This is a genomic window from Larkinella fluvii (assembly GCF_051857545.1).
GTDB lineage: Bacteria > Bacteroidota > Bacteroidia > Cytophagales > Spirosomataceae > Larkinella.
The window spans coordinates 130047-148753 of record NZ_JBPZHB010000002.1 but is presented as its reverse complement, the minus strand read 5'-3'; the positions used below and the strand labels follow the sequence as shown (position 1 = coordinate 148753).

Annotated in this window: 12 protein-coding genes; 1 reads left to right on the top strand and 11 read right to left on the bottom strand. The window is 53.9% G+C overall.

The window, feature by feature from the left end; all coding sequences use genetic code 11:
• Positions 1 to 3: 3 nt before the first annotated feature.
• A complete protein-coding gene (locus ACS5NO_RS04700) occupies positions 4 to 1968 on the bottom strand; it encodes a metallophosphoesterase (RefSeq protein WP_439414071.1) in 1965 nt (654 codons plus the stop codon).
• Positions 1969 to 2122: 154 nt separating this feature from the next.
• On the opposite strand from ACS5NO_RS04700, the gene ACS5NO_RS04695 reads away from it, so the two are divergent.
• Positions 2123 to 4519 carry an alpha-L-rhamnosidase-related protein gene (locus tag ACS5NO_RS04695; protein WP_439414070.1) on the top strand — a complete coding sequence of 799 codons (2397 nt, stop codon included), beginning with the start codon at positions 2123 to 2125 and terminating at the stop codon, positions 4517 to 4519.
• A 111-nt stretch (positions 4520 to 4630) separates the two neighbouring features.
• Here the strand turns inward: ACS5NO_RS04695 and ACS5NO_RS04690 are convergent, their stop codons facing one another.
• The 10 genes from ACS5NO_RS04690 to ACS5NO_RS04645 all read right to left on the bottom strand — a co-directional run bounded on the left by ACS5NO_RS04690 (position 4631) and on the right by ACS5NO_RS04645 (position 18578).
• Entirely contained in the window at positions 4631 to 6262 is a 1632-nt protein-coding gene (locus ACS5NO_RS04690) for a hypothetical protein (protein WP_439414069.1), read from the bottom strand.
• Entirely contained in the window at positions 6262 to 6984 is a 723-nt protein-coding gene (locus ACS5NO_RS04685) for a class I SAM-dependent DNA methyltransferase (RefSeq protein WP_439414068.1), read from the bottom strand. The genes ACS5NO_RS04690 and ACS5NO_RS04685 overlap by 1 nt, the downstream gene beginning before the upstream one ends.
• On the bottom strand, positions 6965 to 7930 hold the full coding sequence (locus ACS5NO_RS04680; protein WP_439414067.1) for a glycosyltransferase family 2 protein: 966 nt from the start codon (positions 7928 to 7930) through the stop codon (positions 6965 to 6967). The genes ACS5NO_RS04685 and ACS5NO_RS04680 overlap by 20 nt, the downstream gene beginning before the upstream one ends.
• Positions 7930 to 9021, bottom strand: a complete 1092-nt coding sequence (locus ACS5NO_RS04675) for a DegT/DnrJ/EryC1/StrS family aminotransferase (protein ID WP_439414066.1) — start codon at positions 9019 to 9021, stop codon at positions 7930 to 7932. Before ACS5NO_RS04675 ends, ACS5NO_RS04680 begins: the two co-directional genes overlap by 1 nt.
• Positions 9018 to 9386 (bottom strand): sugar 3,4-ketoisomerase, encoded by a 369-nt coding sequence (locus ACS5NO_RS04670; RefSeq protein ID WP_114404029.1) that lies wholly within the window; start codon positions 9384 to 9386, stop codon positions 9018 to 9020. The genes ACS5NO_RS04675 and ACS5NO_RS04670 overlap by 4 nt, the downstream gene beginning before the upstream one ends.
• Before the next feature lie 984 nt (positions 9387 to 10370).
• On the bottom strand, positions 10371 to 11201 hold the full coding sequence (locus ACS5NO_RS04665) for a ferritin-like domain-containing protein (protein ID WP_439414065.1): 831 nt from the start codon (positions 11199 to 11201) through the stop codon (positions 10371 to 10373).
• 15 nt (positions 11202 to 11216) lie between these two features.
• On the bottom strand, positions 11217 to 11837 hold the full coding sequence (locus ACS5NO_RS04660) for a ferritin-like domain-containing protein (RefSeq protein WP_229316944.1): 621 nt from the start codon (positions 11835 to 11837) through the stop codon (positions 11217 to 11219).
• A gap of 416 nt (positions 11838 to 12253) precedes the next feature.
• The gene (locus ACS5NO_RS04655; RefSeq protein ID WP_439414064.1) at positions 12254 to 12589 is read right to left on the bottom strand and encodes a winged helix-turn-helix domain-containing protein; all 336 of its coding nucleotides are present in this window, start codon (positions 12587 to 12589) and stop codon (positions 12254 to 12256) included.
• Positions 12590 to 12607: 18 nt separating this feature from the next.
• Positions 12608 to 15769: a ligand-binding sensor domain-containing protein gene (locus tag ACS5NO_RS04650; protein WP_439414063.1), complete on the bottom strand. Its 3162-nt coding sequence runs from the start codon at positions 15767 to 15769 to the stop codon at positions 12608 to 12610.
• Between the two features lie 163 nt (positions 15770 to 15932).
• The gene (locus tag ACS5NO_RS04645; RefSeq protein WP_439414062.1) at positions 15933 to 18578 is read right to left on the bottom strand and encodes a putative Ig domain-containing protein; all 2646 of its coding nucleotides are present in this window, start codon (positions 18576 to 18578) and stop codon (positions 15933 to 15935) included.
• Between the last annotated feature and the right edge of the window lie 129 nt (positions 18579 to 18707).

The following is an 18707-nucleotide window of genomic DNA, read 5'->3' as shown; positions in this document are numbered from 1 at the left end:
TACCTATGGTTTTTCCCGCCCGGCTTTTTCCAGATCGAGGTAATCTTTCAAACGTCCTTCCGTATCGTATACTTTGAAATTCAGGTGACCGTCGGCCAGCGTTAGGGTGCCATAATGGTAGCCCCGGAACGCTTTGGCCGTAAACCAGGGCCGGGTGGGCGCAAAATCCTCCAGATTGCCGCCCGCTCCACCCACCTGAATGTAGGTGATGCCCTTTTTGCGGTTTACTTTCCCTTCCCGAATGGGCAGCGTCCGGTGGTAGGTGTGCAAATGGCCGTAGAACACCAGATCGACGCCGTACTTCTCGTACAAAGGAATGATTTTCCGGATCTGAACGTCGCCCATGTCGGTGGATCGGGTCCAGGCATTGCCATAGTCGTCTTCATCCGGCGAATAGGGCGCGTGGTGGTGGGCTACAAATTTCCAGCGGGCAGTCGATTTCTTCAGTTGCTCTTCCAGCCACCCATATTGTTTGCCACCCGGCGCAAATTCTTTCTCTTCGTTGCTGTTGAGCATGAAAAACTCCGCGTCGCCATACCGGAAACTGTAGTAGGCTTTCGGTTCGGGCAGCGCGTGGTATTGCTTATACCAGTACAAATCGCCTTCGCCATTGCCGGGAACCGGAAAAAACGGAACGCGGCCCGAAAGTTGCCGGTTACCGGTAAAAAACTCGTAGTTCCACTCGAATTTATACGGCTGTTCCCCCCCGTCGGTGAGGTCGCCCACGTGCAGTACAAAGTTGGGCCGTTCATCCCACAGCAGACCCGCAACGCGGTTGTTGACGTGCGGCCGCGCTTCGGTGTCGCCGATCACCCCAAACGTAAAAGCCTGACCTTCCTTCACAGCCGTGCTGAACGTTTGAATGCCCGATGAAATGGTTTCGCCGGTTTTCGATTTCGCTTCGATCTCGTAGAAATAGGGCGTTCCGGGTTTCAGGTCTTTCAGCATAGCCTCCTGAATGTAACTGTGTACTTTTCCTTCGTTGTGGGTTTTGCCCTCGCTCAGCGGAACCGTTACCGTATGGCTCAACGGCTGCCGGTCACCGTAGCGAATCACCGCCGACGCCGGTCGATCCGTTTCCCAAACCAACCGAATGCTTTCCTGCTGAACACCATTCAGATACGGCCCGGCGTTGAAATGAAACAGATCCGGGTACAACCGCCCATCTTCAACCAGTTGTTGCAGTTCAGCAAACCGGCCGACGATGGCTTGCTCCGTCAGGGCTACGTTGTGAATCCGAACGTTTTTGACAAGGTCACCCCACTGCATATACGGTTCGCGACGCAGGTAAGCCGCCATTTCGAGTTGCAGCGAGTCGGTTCCGGAAGCAGTCAGGTAAGTCTGGGGGATTTCGCCGATTTTTTTGCCGTTCAGGTACAGTTGCAAACCGGTTCCGTCGTAATTGCCGACCAGGTGGCTCCAGCGTTTTTTCCAGCCTCTTTCCTGCACGGTTCGCAGGATTGATGCCCTGGTTGTCGTTTCTGTTCCGCCCCTGGGCTGTTTTTTTCCGACCGGGAGCTGCGACAGTTGATCGGGTTTCAGCGAAAACAGCATCGTCTGTCCGTAACAACCGAGCAGCCAGTTTCCCTGCTCGGGCCGTTGCCGATTCCGAAGCGTTACCAGTGCGCCAACGGGTTCATTGACGTGATTGAGCAGCCAGAGTTCAACGGCAAAGGCCTTGCCGGACAGGGCGACGGCGGGCAGCAGGTTGGTGATGCGCTCCGTGGGCGTCTCTCCAAAAAACGTGAGGGGCGGTGTTTCGACCGCAGCCACCACCGCCGGTGTGGTCGGGGATTCTTTTCGGGGGCCGGGGTAATTCCGGGCGTTTCGTTCCAGCGTATAATCGGGCCAGAACCACCAGTCGCCCAGAACGGTTTTCGGAGTGGGTTGTGCCAGAGCGGCAAAAACAGGAAGGAGCGTAAAGGCCAGCAGGGCCAATCCGAACGGTTTACGAAGCGGTTGTTTCATTCGTTAAAAATAGGGATTTATCGGGTTACGGCGGTGTTAAGAAATTGGGTAGTTTGGGTTGCGGAAACGATCTCGTTAAATAAAACCGGATCGACTGGCTGCCGAAAATGTTTTAAATAGTGCAATTTTGCAGAGATAACGTTATTACCCAACTATGACCCGCTTACTCCTTTTCATATTCCTGCTGGCCGTTCATCTTTCCTTCGCCCAAACCCCCGCTCCCCAACTGGCGAAGCCTTCCCCCCGCTGGCAAACCGACTTCTGGAAAGCCCAGTGGATTGGTCACCCGACGGCCCCGATCCGGGCGTATGGCGTCTATCATTTCCGCAAGAGCTTTGATCTGGCCCAGAAACCCGCCCGCTTCGTGATCAACGTGTCGGGCGATAACCGTTACCGGCTGTTTGTCAATGGCAAAGCCGTGGTTTCCGGCCCCGCCCGCAGCGATCTGCAAAACTGGAATTACGAAACCGTCGACATCGCCCCGTATCTGAATACCGGCAAAAATACCCTGGCCGCCGTGGTGACGTACATGGCCGAGTACGCGCCGTTTGCCCAGATGCACTACCAGTTTGGGTTCATCGTGCAGGGCGATGGCGACGCCGAACAGGTGGTCAATACCAACAATACCTGGAAAATTTACCAGAATCCGGCCTATTCGCCAGTGATCAACGACATTCCGAAACTGCGGACCTATATCGTCATGGGTGCAGGCGACCGGGTCGAGGCTGCGAAATACCCCTGGGGCTGGGAGGAACCGGCGTTTGACGATGCCGCCTGGACACCCGCCAAACCGATCGGCTGGCCCGCCAAACCGCGTGGCCTCGGAACGGACGGCAACTGGAATCTGGTGGCGCGCACCATTCCGTTCATGGAAGAAACTCCGCAACGGCTGGCAACGGTTCGGCGGTCGGAAGGCGTCGATGTGGACGATGATTTTTTGCAGGGAAAAAACTCGTTTACCGTTCACCGCAACCACAAAGCCGTCATCCTCTGCGATCAGGGGCATCTGACCAATGCCTTTCCTGAACTGACCGTCAGCCGGGGAAAAGACGCCGTCATAACGCTGGGCTACGCCGAAGCGATGGTGGACGACAAACGGCAGAAAGGAAACCGCAACCAGGTGGAAGGCAAGCAGTTGATCGGGTTTGAAGATCAGTTCATCGGCGATGGCACCAAGCAGAAACGCACCTTCCGGCCGCTGTTGTTCCGGACCTACCGGTATTTGCAAATCACGATCGAAACCAAAGGCGAACCGCTGGAAGTTCACGATTTGATGGGCCACTTTACGGGCTACCCGTTTCAGGAAAAAGCCCGGTTTGCCAGCAGTGACGAAAGCCTGAAACCCATCTGGACCATCGGCTGGCGAACAGCGCGGCTCTGTGCCGGCGAAACGTACTACGACTGCCCCTACTACGAGCAATTGCAGTACACCGGCGATACGCGCATTCAGTCGTTCATTTCGCTGTATGTAACCGGCGACGACCGGCTGATGCGGAAAGCCATCTCGGATTACGACCACAGCCGTTTCAACGACGGACTGACGCAAAGTCGTTATCCGAGTGCTGATTTTCAGGTCATTCCGCCGTTTTCGCTGTATTGGGTCACGATGGTGTATGACTACTGGATGCACCGCAAAGACGATCCATTTGTGGAATCCATGCTGCCGGGCATCACGGGCGTGCTGGACTGGCACGAAAAACGGCTGGCGACCAACGGCCTGAACGGCCCACTCGAATGGTGGAATTTTGTCGACTGGGCGAAGTGGGATGCGCCGGAAGAAGGCATGGGCGGGGTGCCGAAGGGCGCACGCAAAGGCGGTTCGGCCATTCTGACTTTGCAGCAAGCCTACACGATGCAGCGAATTTCGCAGGTGTTTTACCATTACGGCAAAAACCAGCAGGCCGAGCATTACCGCCTGGTTGGGCTCCGGCTGGCCAAAAATGTGTATAACCGTTGCTGGGACGCCGAACGGGGCCTGATGGCCGACACACCCGACAAAACCGGCTTCAGCCAGCACGCCAACATCTGGGCGATTTTGACCGACGCCGTGCCGGTGGCGCAGCAAAAAGCACTCATGCAGAAGATCATGGCCGACCCGACCCTGATTCAGGCGACGTTTTACTTCAAGTTCTATCTGTTTCAGGCATTGAAAAAAACCGGGATGGCCGATCAGTTTCTGCCGATGCTGAAACCCTGGCACGACATGCTGGCGATGGGCCTGACGACGTTTGCTGAAAACCCCGAACCCACCCGCTCCGACTGCCACGCCTGGAGTGCCGCCCCGAATTACGAGTTTCTATCAACGGTTTGCGGCATCAATCCGGCCTCGCCCGGTTTTGGTTCGGTTCTCATCACCCCGTATCTGGGGAATTTGCAATTTGCGGAAGGCGCCATGCCGCACCCGGCGGGCGAAATTGCCGTGCGGTTTGACAAAACACCCACTGGCGGACTGAAAGGCACCGTCACCCTGCCCGACGGCCTGACCGGAACGTTGAAATGGAAAGGAAAAACGGTAGCTTTGAAAGAAGGGCAGCAGACGGTTAGTTTGTAACCTTTTAAAAGACAAGCCTTTAAATGGTAATTATAAATGTAAAATGATGAATGTTAAATGTAAAAGTGCTGGATTGCGAGACTTTTACATTTAACATTCATCATTTTACATTTATAATTTATTCCTCTCCTCCTTCTTCCGCTCAAAAATCCGGACGTCTTCGATGGTTTTCACCAACTGATACTGCCGGTCGATGTAGGTTTTGATGGCGGGAAAGTTTTCAAACTCAAAGGCGTCATCCGCAAACATGGAAATTCTTGGCGTCATCGCATCGACGAACAGAAGCGGTTTATTCCGTTCCATATCGGCCAGAAATTCCTTCATGCGGAAAGGCTGGGTCGAGGTCGGATAATACACCCAGAAGGTGTCGGACGCCCGGTAGCCCATCGGCCGACGCGCGTATACATGAAGCCGGTCGACATAGCCCCAAAGCACCAGACCATCGTCCGGTTGGCTCCGTCGCTGAATTTCAGTCGAAACGGCCTGAAACAAAGGCTCACCGGGATGGATAGGAAGCGGTTTTCGGAAAAAACCGTTCACCGAAGCCTGCACGACAACCAGCCCTAAACTGATGCCTATCCATTTCCAGTTCGCGGCAACACCCTGGATTTCGTACAAAACCGCAAGCAGAAACAGGCCCGGAAAAACCAGAAAAAGAAGGTAATGGGTGTAGTTATTACCTGCCTGCAGGGCGGCATAAAAGCTGGCCACCAGCCAGACCGTCCCCAACCAGAGCCGTTCCGTTTGATCGGTCGATCGGAAAACCGGGCGACGAACCAGACGCCAGACACCCAGCAGAATCCCCCCGAAAACACCAACCCAAAAGAGAGTAAGCTGGTGGGAATGAAATAAATAGCGAACCATGCGAATGGGAGAAAACCGGTCGCCGGTCGATAAGGCAGAATACTGAGTGGTGTAGGAATAGACGAAATAGTTGCTGAAATAATCACCCCAGAACGATTCCAGGTCATTCTGGCTGAAATAGTAAAGTGTTAGCAGCAAAACCGGCAGCAAGGCTGCACCCACCAACACCGGCACGCTGGCAAACCGACGGGTACGGTACAGTTTCCAGGCCGTAAACAGCCCCAGAACCAGCCCCATCGGTACGGTCTGGAATTTCACGAAGGGCAAACACCCCAGCCAAAAACCGATGGCGAGCACGGAAGGCATTGACCAGGTGTTAAACCGCAGAATCCAGAAAAGTCCGGCGATCAACCAGAGATTTCCCATGATTTCGGTATTGTAACTCGCAAAGTCGTGGTTCCAAACCGTACTGAGGATCAGAATGGGTAACCACACCAGCAGCACCGCCGTTTCTTCAGCCAGGTAGGTTTTCAGAATTCGCCAGAAAAGCCAAAGCGTCAGGCACCACAGCACTACCCCAATGAAGTCGGTAATGCGGTAATTCAGCGGAATGCCCATCAGTTCGGCGATGGCCAGCGGCAGAACGGCCAGCGGTCGGCCATCCGAATAGTTGAGTAGCGTCGACAGCGGATCATCGGCTTTGCCAACCGTCAGGGCCGTGGCAATCCAGGTGCTGGTATCTACATTTTGTTCCCGATCCGGGGCGTAGAGCAGCCGAACGCCGATGAACAGCACGAACGAAAGGCCGAGGACGTTCCGCCCCGAAAGCCGGGGCCGGGAGTCCGGAGACCGGACTCTCCACCCGAGCAGAAGGCTCCAGCCCATGAGCAGAAAAATACCGAAAAGCCGGAATGGGAGCGAATAGAGAAGGTTTTCCATCAACGCATCACCGTGAAAAGGGAACTCCCGAAAGGAGGAGTGCGGAAAAAGCGGTTTTCGACCGTTAGCCAGTTGAAAATCAGTTCATTCATCCACAACGGCGGCAATTTCACATCGGATTGAACGGACGGGGAAGGGCTCAGGCGCTGCCCCAGAAGCTGCGCTTTGCGGAGCAACCAGATCGGGACGGTCAGCCAGAAATTCCAGTATTCCAACTGTTCAATCGAAAAACCCGCTTGCGGAGCGAATCGGGCAAACTCCGCTTTCACAAACCGCCGGATGATGTGCAGCGCGATATCATGCGTGCCGCGCAAAACCGGAAAAGCGTTGTTGTTACTGATGAAAATTCCGCCGGGGCGAAGTCGCTTCCGAAAACTGTCCAGAACCGCCAGGAGTTCTTCGTCCCTGAAGTAACAAAGCACATCGTTGCAGATGATGACATCGAACGTTTCACCCGGATGAAAGGACGCAAATGCCCGCAAATCATGCAGTTCGACGGCCACCTGCCGTTCCCGGGCGAAGGCAACTGCATCGACCGACGCATCGAAGCCCACGATCTGCGCATAACCCGCCTGACGCAATGCATCCAGCAAACCGCCGGTTCCGCAACCGGCATCCAGAATATGGATGGACTGATTAGCAGGAAAATGGGATTGAATTTGTTGGATAACTTTCTGGTGTAAAATGCGATACCACCAGAGTTTACGCTCCACTTGGAACATACTTTCGTACTCGTCCCGGTTTCCGATCATAGTTGAAATGTTCCGATTTAACCACGTATTGCGGCAGTCCGCTTTGCATCATAAAAAGTCGGCCGACGTACTCACCGAGCAGTCCCATGCCAAAAAGCTGAATCCCGCCGATCAGGCAAATCGTCACCCACAGCAGATGATCTTTTGCGGGCCAATGCTGCGTTAGCAACGAACCGACGGTTTCGGCCAAACCCGCAACCATACTCAGCAGAATCATGAAAATACCCAGCGTGGTCAGCAGGCGCAACGGCTGAACCGAATAGCCGAAAAAGATGGTCAGAAAGAGTGAAATCAGTCGCTGGAAGGTATAGTTTGAATCGCCCTCCTGGCGTTTGTGGTGTTGCACAATCACGCGGCCAATGTTGCGGGTGGTCCGGAAAATCAGGCCGTCCAGATACGGATACGGGCCATTATACTGAATGATTTCCTGCACCACTTCCTGCCGGATCAGTTTGAAACTGGACAGGTATAAATCAGACGGTTTTCGCAACAACCAGGTGGTCAGTCGGTTCACGAGCCAACTGCCCATGTTGCGGAACAGAACGTGGTTCTTTTTCTCATACTGCGAATACACCACATCGTAGTGGCCCTGCTGGGCTTCGCGGAGCAGCTTGATGATTTCCTGTGGGGGATTCTGGAAGTCGTCGTCGATAATCACGCAGTATTCGCCCCGGGCGTGGTTCAACCCGCACATGACGGCCTGAAATTCGCCAAAGTTCTTGCGCAGGGAGATGAACTGAACCTGAGGAAACGTTTGGGCCAGCGTTTCACAGATTTCTTCGGAAGCATCGCGACTGCCATCGTTCACCAGCACGATCTCGAAGGGGTAAGCTGCAAGTTCGTAGGTGAGGCATTCCACCAGCGGAAAGATGGTGCGTTCGCTGTTATAAACCGGGATAATGACAGAGAGTAACATCAGTAAGGGGATTCATTAATGGTTTCGATAATATAATCCGCTTCGGCATCGGTCAGGACGGTATTGAGGGGCAAGCTCAACACCTCCCGGTGTAGTTGTTCGGTCAGGGGTAAATCCAGATAACGGTATTCCGTATAGGCGTCCTGCTGGTGGGGTGCCACGGGATAATGAATCACCGTGCCGATGTTTTTCTGGCGCAGATACGTCATGAAAGCCTCCCGCTGCGGGTGCCGTACCACAAACAGATGCCAGACATCCTGATTGATGGTATCGGCGGGGGGCAGTTGGAGCGAAGGATGGTGAATTTCAGCCAGATACCGGGCTGCCAGTGCTTGCCGACGCCGGTTATCCGCGTCGAGGTGCGCTAATTTGACCCCCAGAAAGGCCGCCTGTAGTTCGTCGAGTCGGCTGTTCATGCCCGGAATCCGGTGAATGTATTTCTGCTCGGAACCGTAGTTGCGGAGCAGTCGAACCTGATGCGCCAGCTCGTCGTCATTGGTGACCACCCCGCCGGCATCGCCCAGAGCGCCCAGGTTTTTGGTCGGATAAAAACTAAATGCGGCCGCGTCGGAGAGATTCCCGGCTTTGCGGTTTTGGTAGGTAGCCCCGTGGGCCTGGGCCGCGTCTTCAATCAGTTTCAGGTTGTGTTTCCGGGCCAGTTCCTCAATGGGTGCCATGTCGCAGCAGCGTCCGTAGAGGTGAACGACGACGATGGCGCGGGTTTTTTCCGTAATCAGGGGTTCAATCTGCGGTGCCGCCAGGGTATAGGTTCGCGGATCGGGCTCGGCCCAGACCGGTGTCAGCCCCAAAGCTGTAATGGGCAGAATGGTGGCAATGTAGGTATTCGCCGGCACAATGATTTCACTCCCTTCCGGAAAATTCATGGCCTTGAAAATCAAATGAATAGCTTCCAGTCCGTTGCCGACGCCAATGCAATGTTTGACGCCACAGTAGGCCGCAAAACTGGTCTCAAAAGCCTCCACTTCGTGCCCCAACACATACCAGCCCGACGACAGAACCCGGCAGGCCGCGGTTTGCAGAGCCTCTGAGTAGGGCTGATTCACCTGCCTGAGGTCTAAATGCGGAATCATGGGCGGTCGAAGAAGTAATCGGATGGGTCATAGCACTCGTTCGAGAGCACCAGCAGAACCGTATCTTTCGTAAACTCGTCAATAATATGCCAGTCGCCGGGTTCGATCACCAGGCATTCGTTCGGAACGGTGAGATGAAAATACTTTTCTTCTTCTCCATTGGTAACGAATATCCGGCATTGGCCGGCCAGTGCAATCAGGGCATTCGACTCTTTCCGATGTCCATGCAATGCCCGTTCCTGGGTTGGCGACCCGACATTATAGATATAGAAAGCCCTTTTTATTTCACCGGGTAATATTTTTTCAAAAACGGTAAGATCTCCCCGCGCTGAGGAATGCGTTGCGAGTTGTATAAGTTTGGACATATTGGACAGGGTTACTCGTGCTAAATTTAATTATATTTTTCAGAATTTTGTGGTGGAAAAATGTCCCGAATAAGTGAAGATCACATCATAAGTATTTTCTGCAGTAGCCCCGAATTCTCCATAAGGTATCATTTTTCGAAGATTAAACCGGATACCAGTCCCAGGGGCTTGTCTTACTACTATCGCAAAACGAGGTAGATCCCCGCCCATTATTCTCGCAAAATCGGCAGACAACCCCGGCAGTTGTTCGAAATTCCGCTGTTTGTCCCAGCCTTCCAACGGCTTCAGCTCCCGGTTTTGACGACTGCTGCCGGGACCGAATCTGAATAGTCCCAGCCCGGGCCAGCTTCCTAGCGCAAGGTCAAACCTGCTCACAAAACACTGACAAACAACTGGTTTCTGTTTTAAAATTGCTTTGCATCTGTTTCGATATGGCCGCTTTCATCGCGTTGGTGCCAGCCGATGGCATTGGTTTGGTCAATGCTATGGCCCCGCTGTCGTGGTGCATTGACGCCGTTCACCGGTAATTTTTGACAGGCCGGTTTGAGGAGTTCCAGATTCCTACCAAAAAAACCGTCTTGTCTGATAAGGCGACTATTTCCATACCATTACAGGTGGAAAAAAATCACGGGTATGTACCATTTCTCCGATCGTTGTTAACGGAAAAATAATGAATAAAACGAGTGGGCGGTCACTAAAAAAGAAGCCAACGGGAAAGAAAATCAGGAATTCCGGCTACCAATGTGATTAGCAAACGGTTCCGTTGTGTATCAGTGATTAAACGGCATTTTTAGTTTGATTACCCACTGTGAAGTAGGCATAAATCCGGAATGGCAAGCATCAAACTACTCACTTAAAGGTAGGTTTTATAGAAAGGATCGCTCCCGGACCGCCACACGATGATCCGTTAAAAAACCAACTCAACCAGCGAAAAAAAAGACCGACATATGTCGGTCTTTTCAAAAAATCACAATCTTTATCCAATTACATCGGCGCGGCAAAGAACGGACCGGCAATGGCCAGCACTTGTTCTGCAGTCAACGCTTCGTCAAATGATTCGTACACACTCCGGGTAGACATATCGGGGCTGTACAACTTCATTTTATTTTCCTGCATGTTGAAGAAATCAACCAGGTTGGCACCACCTTGTGTTCCCTGATCTTCATTCATATAAACTTTCGGATCCGGTTCTGTTCCGTTCTGACCGCCTGATGGCCATACGCGCAGATCCCGCATGTAGCGAACAGCAGCCGCGTGACGGGCTTCTACCGAGTGAATCCGCAGGGCAACCGCCAGAACAGTCCGGGATGTTGCCGTATCTTCTTCCAGCAAACAGGCGGCCTGTCCTTTATACGCCCGAACACCGGTGTCTTCCAGCGCCTGCGCATAGGTCAGGAAAGTTGGGTAGTCGGCCAGGGCTGCGTTCAGCGTAGCCATGTTGTATTTCGGCTGCATGGCATTCGGTTTGATACCCAGAACACCTTCCAGCAAATCAACGTGCTGTGCTTCGTGTTTGGCAATCTGCACCACATAAGGACGGGTTCCCGCAGGCAGTAAACCCGCTTTGAACTGACCGGCACGGTAGAAATCGCGTTCCAGGTATTCCAGCGTCAAAGCGTATTTGACAATGGCGATGGCATCACCGGCACAACCTTCAGCGGCAAAGGCCTTGTTCACCATCGCGGCAAAAAACATGGGCGTAGCCGCAGCCGCTACCGAGGTGGTTTTCAACATTTTCCGGCGCGAATAATCCATTTTTTCGCCAATTTCCGGATCAGCTTTTTCAATTTGTGAGAATATTCCGAGAAGATTCATGATCGTTCGTAAGGTTTATGATTTGGATGATTCCAGGGCAAGCAGTGAAGCAGGGTTGATGGCGGTTTTGATGTATCGACCCGCTCTGCCCAATACTTCCGAAACCGTTAGGGCTTTCTCCAACCCGTTGTTATCCACAACGTAGTCACCGGCAAACAACCCACCACCCGGTTGCAGGATGGAACTGATCAGGGAAGCGTGACGCGCTTCGACCGATACGATTTTTCCGGCAAGGGTCAGGTAAATGGAGTTTGCTTTCGAGATCAGCGGACCCGCACCGTTGTAGGCGGCCACCCCGGTATCTTCCAGCACCCGCGCCGTGTTCAACACTTCCCGGCGGTTGGTGAAATCAATGCTGCTTACGTCGAATTCCAGATCACCAATGCGTTTGTCGGCCGGAATCGCCAGCTTGAAAAACTCACGGTGAATCAACTCATGATCGTGAATATCCTTGAAAATCATTTCTTCCTTGCTCCCGGCAGCGAACGTTTTCTTCTCGATAACAGCCATGTAGAATGCCGTTTCCAGTTGCTCCAGGGCGTAAGCGTAGTTCAGAATGGCAAAATCACCTTCTCCGAAACTCACACCGTCGGCCGAAAGCCGGGCTCCTGAATACTTGGGAGCAACATCGTTCATTGAATTTTGACAAGCCGTTAGAAAGGCAGCCGCCGAAACAGTCGTTAAGCCTAATGCGCGTAGAAACATCCGACGTTCAACTGATGGAATGGCGGGTACGCTCGGGCCTTTCTTGGGGGTAGAGGTACTTGTTAATTCTTCCATATGAAAAGTGAATTTGTTAATAGGGTGTATAAAAAGGATCTTCTTAAAAGACACCCATACGAACGAGTCAACTTGATTTTTGGATTTCGGAACGATTAAAAAAGATTTTATTAGGCCCCTATTCGAGGGAACGGGACAAAAAAGGAGGGTTTTCGGGAGAAATAAGCGGTTTTGGGCAGTAAATTATTTTTGCCTGAAATCCGGGTGCGGGAACAGGAGCCGACCCCGGGAGCAAAAAAAAGAGCCGGTTCAGGGAGAATGCGTAACTGAAATCAGATGGGCAAATGGTTCACTTCTTCGGCCAGAAACTGTTGAAACCGTTGCTGAAGTCCGCGGTAATAGGTGAGGTATTTGAGACCTTCTTCCGTCACACTGGCTCCCCCACCGCGCTCACCGCCGGTTTGGGTGCTCACCAGGGGCGCGTCGGCCTGGCTGTTCATCGACTGAACCAGTTCCCAGGCCCGTTTGTAAGACATTTTCATCTCCTTGGCTGCCTGGTTGATCGACCCCGTCTGCTGAATGTGTTCCAGCAGTTCCATCCGGCCGATGCCGAAAAACCGTTCCTGGGCTTCCAGCCAGACTCTTCCGTTGATGTGCAAATTGGTCATACCACCCTTAAGACGGAATTAAAACAAAGCCGTCACTTTTTTGATCGACCGCTCCAGCCGGTCCAGCGAAAACCGGCTCGTCGGCCGGTAGGTTAATGTTACAATGGCCCGTGTGCCATCGCCGGGCGTCGATTGCCAGTCGATTTCGCCGTTGATCAGCGCCACCCGCGACTCGATGTTGCCGATGCCCAACCCCCGCCGGGCTTCTTTGTAGTCGAACCCCTGGCCGTCGTCGTTGTAATAGAGTTTCAATAGCGGTTCTTCATACACCAGCCGAATACTCACCTGCCGCGCGTTGGCGTGTTTCAGCGTGTTGTTCAATAATTCCTGCGTAATCCGGTACAGCATCAGTTCGGTTTCGGGATTCAGCCGCGCCGGCAGTTCGTCGGCCCAGAAGTGCGTTTCAATCGTCGATTTGTCGATGCGGGAAAGCAGTTCTTCCACGGCAGCCGCATAGCCATACTGCTCGAGCGTTCGGGGACTCAGCTCCCGCAGCAGGTTGCGAATGTTGCCGATGATGTCGCTGATGAGTTGCCGCGCCAGCTCGCTCAAAGAGGTCGACCGAACGGGATGGGTGGGCGGATCGACCAGCCGCCCGACGTACAGTTTCAGCGTCGCCAGTTGGGTTCCGATCTCGTCGTGCAGATCGCGGGCCAGGTTTTTCTTGATCTGCTCCTGCAATTCCACGGCCAGCCGGGTGTTCCGCTGGTGCTGCCGGTGAATCCGGTTTTCGCGCCGGCGAAGCCAGTAAAAACCGATCGCGCCGACCAGTAATCCCAGCAACACCAGAAACCACGCCCGTTGCCAGAACGGCGGCTGAATCACCACCGTCAACCGCTTGATTTTCGGACTCCACTGCCCATCCTTGTTGGCCGCTTTTACCCGGAAGGTGTAGGTTCCCGGCGGCAGATTGGCATACCGGACGTAGGTGTCCAGCCCCGACTGCACCCACTGGTCATCGTAGCCAACGAGTTGATACTGGTACTGGTTCCGGCCGTTGCTATAATAGTCCAGGGCTGTAAATTCAAGGGCTACGGTATTCTGATTGTAAGGCAGTTCGACTCGGGCCACCTCACCAATATAACCCTCTGACTGATAAGGCTTTTCATTGACGCTCATCGTGTGAATATGAACCGCCGGCATATACGAACTGGTCCGGAACTGCTCCGGATAAAACCGGTTAAATCCATTCACCCCACCAAAAAACAGCTCGCCGTCCCGGGTTCGGAAATACGCATTTCCGTTGAACTCGTAGCCCTGCAACCCGTCGGACATGTCGAAGTTTTTGAACTTCTTTGTAGTGGGATTAAAGAAAGCCAGGCCCCGGTTTGTACTCATCCACAGCCGGTTCTGGTGATCCGGCAGAATGCCGTAAATGAACGGATTCGCCAGCCCGTGTTGCTGGTCATAGAGGCTGATGCGGCCGGTTTTGGTGTTCAGAGCCGCCAGCCCTTTGTCCGTCGCCATCCAGACGATGGGATGAACGGGATCTTCGTAAAAATAAAGAACCGTATAGCCGTCCAGACCTTTCACAATTTGCTGTGGTTCAACCTCTTTGCCAATAGGTGGCCGCTCATAACAGTAGAATCCGGCCGAGTAGGTTCCCACCCAGTAGCGACCGGCGCGGTCGCGGGCCAGGCTAAAAATGTTCTGATGAACCATCGTCGGCAGCAGGGTAAACTTCTTCTGGCGAACATCGAGCAGAAAAAGGCCATCTTCGGTGGCCGCCAGCATGGTATTGTCATCGATGGCCAACAGCCGACGGACAAAATTTTCGACTACCTTGCTGTTGGGCGAACCCGGCAGCGGAATTTTCCGGAAGGTTGATTTCTCTTTATCGAAGGTAAAAACGCCCCCGTTCGTGCCGACCCAGATTCGGCCCTGCGGGTCTTTATACAGGCATTTGATGAGGGTTCGGGAGGGCAAATCGCTGTATTTAGCCTGCGTCAGATACCGCCGGATGATGCGATTTTGGGAGCGGTCCAACACGTCGAGGCTTCGTTCGGTGGCAATCCACAACTCCGTTGGGGAGGTCTCCAGAAAACCGCGCACCACAAAATGGCTGAGCGTCGACGGGTCTTTGGCCACGTGCGGTTCGTTTTTGGAAACGGCCATGCCGCCAAAAAAAGTACTGCCCGGCACGATACGGGCCAGGCCATCCGGGTCGGTATTCGCCCAGATAATGCCCTGTCGGTCGATGTAGATTTTGCAGATTTCGTAATCGGATAATTGCCGGGAGCTGTTGGTAAAACCGCTGACGGGGCTAAACCGGTTGGTCTTTTTGTCAAACAGCCAGATTCCACTTCGCTGGGTGCCAAGCCACAACCGACCGTCGTGGTCTTCCGCAATCGTGTAAACCGAAGTCAGAGAACGTCCGCCATCCGGCATAAACGTTTGATAACGACCCGTTTGTGGCTCAAACCGAATCATACCGGCTGCGGTTCCGAGCCAGACCACCCCCGCCGTATCGCAATGAAACGAGAAAACACCCACCGCCGGGCCCGCTTCGTTGGTGGGGTGGTTGCTGAAATAATAGTGAGCCCGCCGTTCGTAGAGATTATACCGAATCAAACCGGTTGGCGCGTGGAGCCACACATCGCCCAGCGGAGTCCGAACGGTCGAATTCAACTGGTCGTATTCATGCGTGGGCCGGACTCCCGGGTCCAGCACCAGCTTCTGGCGGGTTTTGATCGTCAACGAAACCAGTCCTTCGGTTTCACTGTAATACAGCACCTCCTGGCCGTTGGCGTAAAACGGAATGGTTTTGCTTTTTAACGGTTTTTTGGCTTTCGAATACGAATAAATGCAGGTGAAATGGTCGGTCGCCCGGTCGTAGTAGTTGAGCCCGTATTCCGTACCAATCCAGAGATTGCCGTTGCGATCTTCCACAATCCCGGAGATATTGATGCCGACAATGGCCGTGGAATCGGTCAGATTGGGGCGGTAATGCCGAAAATGCGCCCCGTCATACCGGTTCAGACCGTCCTGCGTACCCAACCACAGAAACCCCCGGCTGTCGGTCAGCATGTGATACACCGACCCTTGCGTCAGACCATCGTCAACGCCAATGTGATCAATCCGGAGGGACTGACTGAGCGGGTCTTTCGGGGCTCCCGAAGCCACCGGCGACCCGAGGACGATCAGCCAGCAGAGCAGGAACAAGATACGGGTTAGTTTCATTTGTCACCGAAACGGAAACATCAGGGTAAATTAACAGATAGATCGGTAACCTGCAAATGTTGTTAAGACAAGAGAGGAAAGACCAGAGAGAAAAGACAAAAAACCGCTACTGGCTGTCTTTATTCTCCCGTCTTTCCTCTCTTGTCTTATCTCTCTTGTCTTTCTACGGTTTCAGCACCTTGACCGTAACCGCTTGCTGACCGCTCACGACCCGCAGCAGAAGCAAGCCCGTCGGCTGTCGTCCTACCGGCAAGTGCTGAATTTCAACGGCTCCGGCTTCGGCCACGTCCTGTTCTGCCAGCGTGCGGCCATTCAGATCGGAAAGCTGTAAATGCAGGGATTGACCTTCGGCTCCGCGGACTTCCACCCCAATGGTTTCGCCCACCGGATTACCCAAAACCGTCACTGTCAAGTTTCGCTCCGGAACACCCGCCGACACGCGGGCCGCCGGGGGCGCACACGTCAGCGGTTTCGGCGCCCCCTTCAGGGTGTAACTGCTGTTCAGGATCTTTGCACTGATTTGATGCGTGGCATTATTCTTCAGACTGGCCGGTGTCGTAAAGCTGTACGCATGAGCGCCGTTGCCCTTGGCGGCATCCTTCAGATCCTGCCGGTAAATGTTGGCTTCGGTCGTGCCGATGGCAACGCCGTTGGCGTAAAACTCAACCGTCATGGGAGTATTGGGCTTGTTCCGATCCCAAACCCAGCCCCGCATGGTGCCGCACTCCACTTTGTCCAGGTAACCTTCAAAGCTGCCCGTCACGGTAGTCGACGATGGCGGTTGTGTAGCCGGAGGCTGTATCGTCAAGGTTACCGGTGTTGAGCCGGTGCCGCCCCGCGGATCGGTTGCCGTATACGTCAGGGTAAACGTGCCATTGACCGTGGGCGTCCCGCTCAGCACCCGGCTGGCCGGATTGAAGCCCAGGCCGGTCGGTACGGGTGACAAACCGTAGGTGAGTGTTTCGCCATCCGGGTCCGTAAAAGCCGGTAAAGTCGTCGAATAGGCTACGCCCTGCTGGGCCGACAACGCGGCCACCGTGGGGGGTTGTGGCGGGTTGTTGGCCGGTGGTGGTGTGCCGGTTCCCTGACATTCAATCACTTTGGGGCCACTTTTCAGCACAAAACTGCTGCCCGTTACGCGGGCCGAAAGGCTATGTTTCGCCCCGTTTTTCAGGCTGTTGTCGATGAAGTAGCGAAACGCATGGCGTCCGTCGCCTTTGCCGGCGTTGGCCAGATCCTGCCGGAATTCATCGGCGGTCAGGGTAGCAATAACCGTTGTTCCGTCCAGAATCTGAACCGAAATCGGGGTATTTCGCTGATTGGCGTCCCAGGCCCAGCCCCGGAACGTTTCGCAGTCCGCGCCGTAGAGATAGCCGTCAAAGTTGCCGCTAACCACGGGGGGCGTCGTCGGATTGCAGGCCACGTTGGTCGGCACACCGGTCGTTTCGCCCCTGTTGAGCATCGGTACCGAAGCGTTGAAAAAGGTCTGCCCGTTATACGCCGTCGTCAGAGCCTTGTTCCATTCCGTCGCAACGGCGCTCTGTCCCAGGTTGTTGAAATGCGTTTTATCGGGATCCGGTTGCCGGTATGAATTGCCAAACTGGTCGGTATTCGGGCCATTGAAGATGTTGGCCCGGCCATAGGGCGACACAAACGGATCGCCAAACGCTTTGGGTGCAGCGGCCGGATTGCTGTTCTCGTGGGTGGCATACCCGATCACCTTAACCTGCCGCTGAATGACCAGCGGATCGGTGATACCACGCAGATGACTGGCCTGGGCAACGACCCAGGGAACATCGGCACCGAGATCGGCCCGGCTTTGCCCGATCAATTCATTCAGTATGTTGTCATCGGTTTCTGACATATTGATGGCATTGGTCCGTACGTCATAATACCGCGTCGCTCTCGGAAAACCGCCCGTTGTGTTGGCAGGCGAGTCATTGGGCGCAGAAGGATCCCCCCGGATGTCGTTTTCGCCCTGGTGCCAGAGAATAGCCCGTAAGCCCGTCTGTTTGGCCCGGCCCGTCAGAAAATTCTTCAAATTCCGGTACGGAAACCCGTTGATAAACCGGGGCTGTCCATCGTTGAAGGGCGTATTGCGGTTCTGGCTGCTGTTTCGCCATTCCACCACGCTCGTTGACGACATGGAGTTCTGGTAGAAGGCCACCGGCACATTCAGCGTCTGTATTAGCTTGTTGCCCAATCCGCCCCAATACCATTGAAAATAAACCGTTTCGGGTGAACAACCGGCACACTTTCCCGGATCGTTTTCTTCGAACCCCTGCAGGTTGTTACTCTGGTCTTTCTCATTAAAAAACCGGACGAAGGTCGCATTACCCGTTTCATAAGCCGGGTTGTTTGCATTCACAATGCCCGAAGCGTTGGATTGGCCGGCAATGGCAAACACCTCGCCGACGCCGAGGTCGAATTCGGCCGTTTCCCGACCGCTGTTGTCTTTCGCTTTGACTTTATACATCCCGCCAGCCACGTCGATCTGAGCGGTAACCTGACACGTCCCGCCCCCGGAAATCGGCACCGTCGTCCAGCTTTGCGAATTGCCCGTCACCGGATTGAGTGGCCCCTGCGTGCCGCTGGCCAGGGTATACTTGTAAAACAGCAGTTGCAGGGACGAAATGGCCTGCCCGTTGGTCGAGGTAATGATGCATTTTACGCTCGCTTTGTTGTCGGAACCACGCTGAAAGACCATCCCGTTTTGTGGCCACGAAACCACCACCTGGGCACGGAGCGTTGCGGCTCCCAACAACAATACCAATACGATTCCAACTTTTGAAAGTAGATTTTTAGGCATATAATGCGGTTTATGGTAACTAGAAAGACAGGAATTAAGACAAACTCGTTTCGATAGCGAAATTGATTCGTTACCAATCACACTGCAATACTATTTCATTTCCCGCTTTTATAAACTATTTCTATTCAC